General features: G+C 40.4%; 5 protein-coding genes. 1 reads left to right on the top strand and 4 read right to left on the bottom strand.

Annotated features, from left to right (window positions below; all coding sequences use genetic code 11):
- On the bottom strand, window positions 1-605 hold a 605-nt coding region (locus QZU77_RS10340; protein ID WP_295603818.1), incomplete at its 3' end, for an AMP-binding protein.
- 159 nt (window positions 606-764) lie between these two features.
- Complete coding sequence (locus tag QZU77_RS10345; RefSeq protein ID WP_295603820.1) at window positions 765-1,337, bottom strand: XRE family transcriptional regulator; 573 nt, start codon at window positions 1,335-1,337, stop codon at window positions 765-767.
- Between the two features lie 791 nt (window positions 1,338-2,128).
- On the opposite strand from QZU77_RS10345, the gene QZU77_RS10350 reads away from it, so the two are divergent.
- Window positions 2,129-2,821 (top strand): hypothetical protein, encoded by a 693-nt coding sequence (locus tag QZU77_RS10350; RefSeq protein ID WP_295603822.1) that lies wholly within the window; start codon window positions 2,129-2,131, stop codon window positions 2,819-2,821.
- A 371-nt stretch (window positions 2,822-3,192) separates the two neighbouring features.
- On the opposite strand, the gene QZU77_RS10355 is transcribed toward QZU77_RS10350, so the two are convergent.
- Both QZU77_RS10355 and QZU77_RS10360 read right to left on the bottom strand, forming a co-directional pair.
- A complete protein-coding gene (locus tag QZU77_RS10355) occupies window positions 3,193-4,653 on the bottom strand; it encodes an ATP-binding cassette domain-containing protein (protein ID WP_295603824.1) in 1,461 nt (486 codons plus the stop codon).
- A gap of 52 nt (window positions 4,654-4,705) precedes the next feature.
- A partial coding sequence (locus QZU77_RS10360) for a CdaR family transcriptional regulator (protein WP_295603826.1) occupies window positions 4,706-5,462 on the bottom strand: 757 nt, incomplete at its 5' end.

Below are 5,462 nucleotides of genomic sequence, written 5' to 3' on the forward strand. Positions count from 1 at the left end.
GTTCCGGATGTGTACTGCATGTTAATAACATCATATTGTGTCACGGAATCCTTGACCTTCTGGTACTCTTCATCGTCATAGTTCATTCCTAAAAGCAGCAGCTCATTGGTGTTGTACATTCCACGGTGCTTTTCCTGTCCGACGTGGAATATGAATTTCAATCGTGGGAACTTCTCAGCAACAAGATGTCCCCTAGCACAGCTTTTAAGCTCTGGAACAAGCTCATTGATTATGTCAAAGTAGCTTGTGTCCCTGAATGCATCAGTCATTGCCAGTGCCTTCATGTCGGACTGCTTGAGCACGTATTCCAGCTCGTGTGACTGGTATGCTGTGTTCACTGTTACGATTGTTGCACCTATCTTTGCGGTTGCAAACATGTAGGTAAGCCATTCAGGCACGTTCTTAGCCCATATTCCAACATGATCGCCTTTCTCTATTCCTATCGCTAGCATTCCCTTTGCCAGGTTGTCTACTCTTTCGTCAAATTCCTTGTATGTAAATCTTAAGTTTCTGTCTGGATAAACGATAAATTCATGATCTGGCTGTTTTTCAACCATTGACTCGAAGAACTTTCCTAACGGAAGTTCTGTAAATAATTCACTCATACTCTTCACCTCTAATTTTTTATAAAATAACCATGTCCAAAATGCAAATCCCTAATGCAATCTCAATTGCAATGTGTTCAAGTGTGAATCTATACTGGCTGTGTAAAATCTGTCTACTTTTGGCTCGAAAGTTATTTTATTCATTCTTATTCACCTGCTTTAGTATGGAGTGTACAGCACGGCTAATATCCTGGCACCGTCTTCGCTTTTTGCGTGGAGGTGGTGTGGCACTGCTGAGTCGTAAAAGATTGTGTCCCCTTCACCGATGGAGAATGTGTCTTTGCCGTAGATCACTTCTATTTCACCGTCTAGGACATATATGAACTCTTCTCCTTCGTGTGAGGATAATTCCTTTTCCCCTTCCTCATAATCAATGTCGATCATGAACGGGTCAATGTTCCTGTCTATTTTACCTGCACCTAATGAGTGGAATTCAAGGTTGGTTGCGTTTGTCACGTCTTCGCGTCCTGAGAAGTATAGGGAGTTTTCTGTTTTTCCTCCACGTGTGACTACCGGTCCGAGCTCAGGTGTGTCATCGAGGAATGTTCCTAATCTTACTCCTAATGCCCTGGCCATTTTTGTCAGCGGTGTGAGTGAAGGAATCACTTCACCATCTTCCATGGCCTGTAAAACTTCAAGTTTTACTCCACTTCTTTCAGAAAGGTCTTCTATAGACATGTCCTGTCTAGCTCTAATGTCTTTTATTTTTTTTGCAAAATCTTCGTTTGTCATATATTTCACACTTTTTTGAATTTACACTTAAAATAATCTAAGTATTAATAATTATATTCAATAATATATTTAAAAGTATCTGAAATTGGGAATTTTTTCAATTAAGTCGTGAATCTACTGATTAATTTTTCAAAGGCATCCATTTGCATGGAATGTTGAAAATCAACTTGACTGAAAAATTGCTTTTAAATTGAAAAATTGCCTTAACCTCATCATATTTAAAGTTTTCAAGATTTACTTTTTACAATTGCCCTTGCAGGGAATAATTGTCCTCAAATCAAAGAAAAAACATTTATAAAATCAGGACCAATAATCAAGTGTAAAGAATCATCCCCATTCTTTACGATAGATTATGCGAAAAACTATATTGGATAATGAGAGATCTTGTTGAATGGGAGAGGATGCAGATCCAATCCCATTCACATGTTAAACAATTATTAACTATTATTAAAGAAGAACACTTGAATGCCTCAATTCATTTTACTTTTGGGGCAAAAGTTGTCTGGGAGTGAAAAATTGTTCTTGAAAAACCATAATATATAAAACTAACTATCATACATTCCCCAATGATGATAATTGAAACATTTTATCCTTTAAATAATCAAAAAAGATATATAAACGAATCAACCAATAATTAACATGTAGTGGAACACCCACTACACTAGTTCATCGTTTCACTAAATACAACCTCCAAAATGGAAATAAGGTTAGGTTCAACCTAACTTTATTCCCATGAAAAATGACCAAAATATATTATACGAAAAGGTACAAAATAACATCAAGGTGAAACTTTGAAAAGGAAAACCAAAATAATACTCATTGTAGTGTTGCTCATAATACTTGGAATTATAATCCACAGCGAGAATTACCAGGCCGACCACACTGCATACAAGGTTCTGGGCAACAATAACCTAGGCACAGTTGAAAGAATCATATACGGCAATGAGAGTGCAGCAAACTCAATTGCATTAATCACCGGAATCCACCCAAGAGAAAAACTATCAATAAATCCGGAAATCAAGGCGGCAAAGGAATATGCCGATGAGCATGATGACGTTAAAATCATCCACTACCAGGTGAACGTTACAAAAGACCCGAAAGACTACAAGAAAAGCAGGGCGAACGGTGAAAGCCTGGTTCACGACTTCGTAAACCCCGACGTCAACACAACAGATGCAAAAGCGGTGATCATAAGCCATTCACATGTGGAATGGTACGGTGAAGGATTCTACCTTGCAACCCCTGAGATGGACAATGCCTCAGTGGAAATTGCCAAAAAGATAAATGAAACCAGCCATTTCGGATATTACCCGAAAACAGGCAACGAATCATACCAGTCAACATCAGCAGTATTGGTTTCATGCCCTATTGCAAAGGCAGGATACCCAACATTCGTTTATGAAATCCCTGAAAACATAACAAAGCAGGATTCAACAGATTGGGCCAAGGACCTATTTGACTTGATGGTAAAATACGCATGCTGATATTTTGCCATTTTTAACTATTTTTTAAAATACCCTAAATACATTACTGTTGATTTTGATTTAGTAAAATGCATTGATTCCCAATACATTATATTAAAATCAATCAATGCTGATGGCATTCAAGTAAAACCAATGATGCTTATTGAGTTAAAATTCAAAAAAAGAATTCTTAATTGTTTTAAAAAATAACAATTACCATAATTCACCAATGATATAACCCATCAGATAATTGAAAGAAAGACCCATTTAATCATAGGCCATGATGACCATTAAAAATAATATCTACCCCCAATAAGAATCGTGGAGGCATCATGAGAATTTAATTTTTATCCCCAGCAAAGAAGGGATGTAAAAAAAAATAAGTGGAAGATTCATTTTCTAAATCTTCTCAAAGGTATGAAAATTAAAGCTAAAAGCAATGCGATTAATGGATTGCCCGTGGCCTTATCATCAATTATCGTTTTGTCCTTTTCAACAACAACCCATTCACTGTCCAATACCTGCTCGATTATCGGCGTGTCAATCTTTATGTTCGGTTCGGGAATGGTGTAGTTTCGAGTATTGTTGTTCTCAGGGGTTTCATTCACAACTTCGGTTGTGTTGGTTGAATTGGTATTGTTTAAAGTTACAGTGTTAGAGAGATTGCCTGTTTTTGTAGTGTTAAATATTGCCCTGAAACTTGCTGAGTCCCCAATGCTGAGATTGCCCAGTAACGTAAACTTATGCTTACCATCATCATCCAAGACATGCTCCCAGTTTCCCTTAACCGGAACAAATCTCAAATAAACAAGTCCAGAATCATACTTACTTTCAATTACAGTCAAATTCTGCAAGTCCAAATCGCCAGTATTCCTAACTATGATTTCAAATACTGCCTCTTCACCCACTGTGACTTTAGGAGTGATTGTGATTTTGGAAATAGTGAAGTTTGAGCTCACCACCCTGGTCGTATTGTTGGATGTCCTGTTTTCGGTTTTGTTGCTTCCTGCAATTACAATATTGGTAAAGTTGCCGGCTGCTGTCGTGTTAAACACCACGATAAAGCGTTCAACAGCACCAACACTAAGATTGCCTTTCAGTTTCCAGGTATGCTTGCCGTTGACAAGACTCTCATCCCATAAATCGGCTTTTTCAGCATGGTCAAAGACCAAACCCTCATGGGACGATTCGGTTACGGTCACATTGCCCAAGTCAATATCTCCAGTGTTTTTCACTATGATTTCAAAACGTGCCTTATCCCCCAATTCAACAGTTGGAGTCAAGGAATGTTTCTCGACGGTAAGGTTTGGATTGTAAACCTTAATCACGTCAGAGGAATTGGTGACGTTAATGTATCCAACGCCTGAGGTTGCATTATTGTATAATGTGCCGTTGACGAAGACCTTGAATACCAGAATGATTGAAGCGGATTTCCCGCCATCCAAGCTCGGCAGTTTCCACTGGCCGGTCAAGTTGTCATAGCTCCAGTTTCCTTCCTCAGCTCTCCATGTGATGTAAACCAAGCCGTTAGAGTAATCCTTATCCTCAATGAAATTGTCATACACGGTCATGTTTTCAATCAGGCGGTAATCCTGGAAAATCACCCCAAGCGTACGACGTACCCTGGGAAGCTTTCTCCGTTTGATCTTGACCATGTCAAAATCATTGACAACAATCTCACCGGCGGTTGCTCGAACCTCGCCGGTGATCAGCTTCATCAGGGTGGTCTTTCCGGAACCGGACGGTCCTACCAGAAAGACAAATTCACCTTCATTGATTGTCAGGTTGATCCCGTCCAGTGCGACTGTACTGCTGCTGTCGTAGATCTTCGTGACATCTGTCATCTGTACCATAAGTGCCTCCGAGTAAGCTTCTCTTCTGCCCGAGGGCCTGGAAGAAAAGGGATCAGTATTTCGATGCGTTCAGCGAATCGAGATACTGCTTTACCATCATCGCGACCTTGAAGACAATGGCGTGGTCAAACTCCCGCAGATCAAGGCCGGTGATTTTTTTGATTTTCTCCAGTCTGTATACTAGAGTATTTCTGTGAACATATAGTTTCCTGGATGTTTCGGAAACGTTAAGATTGTTTTCGAAGAAACGGTTGATCGTCTCCAGCGTATCTTCATCCAGTGTCTCGATCGGATTTTTCTTGAAGACTTCATTCAGGAACATCTCACACAGGGTGGTGGGCAGCTGGTAGATGATTCTGCCCAGCCCCAGGCTCTCATAGTGAATGATCGTCTTGTCGCTTTCGAACACACGGCCTACATCAATGGCGACCTGTGCTTCTTTGTATCTGTCTGCCAGCTCGCGCAGATGACGTGCTTCCGTGCTGATGCCGATCACAGTCCGAATCCCAAGTTGCTCCAGGAGTGCTTTTTCAATTTCAGCCGCAATCTCGTGGATCTCTTCCTTCGTGGTGTCAGCCTGGACCGATTTGACCACAACAATATCGTTCTCGTTGATATTCAGGACGAAATCATGCTGCCGGTCCGGGAACAGGCGGCTCACCAGTTCCCCCGCTGCAACATCGGCATTTTCCATCTGTCTGATCAGAAAGACGCTGCGCGGCTCATCCGTGACAAAATGGAGCTCTTTTGCACGGACATAAACATCCCCGGGCAGAATATTGTCCGAAATGATATTTTTGATAAAGGCC

This window comes from uncultured Methanobrevibacter sp. (genome assembly GCF_902774605.1).
Taxonomy (GTDB): domain Archaea; phylum Methanobacteriota; class Methanobacteria; order Methanobacteriales; family Methanobacteriaceae; genus Methanocatella.

Bases quoted from the DNA above. Each gene is read 5' to 3' on its own strand.
- QZU77_RS10345 (WP_295603820.1), bottom strand. From the start codon at position 1,337: ATGACAAACGAAGATTTTGCAAAAAAAATAAAAGACATTAGAGCTAGA.
- QZU77_RS10355 (WP_295603824.1), bottom strand. From the start codon at position 4,653: ATGGTACAGATGACAGATGTCACGAAGATCTACGACAGCAGCAGTACA.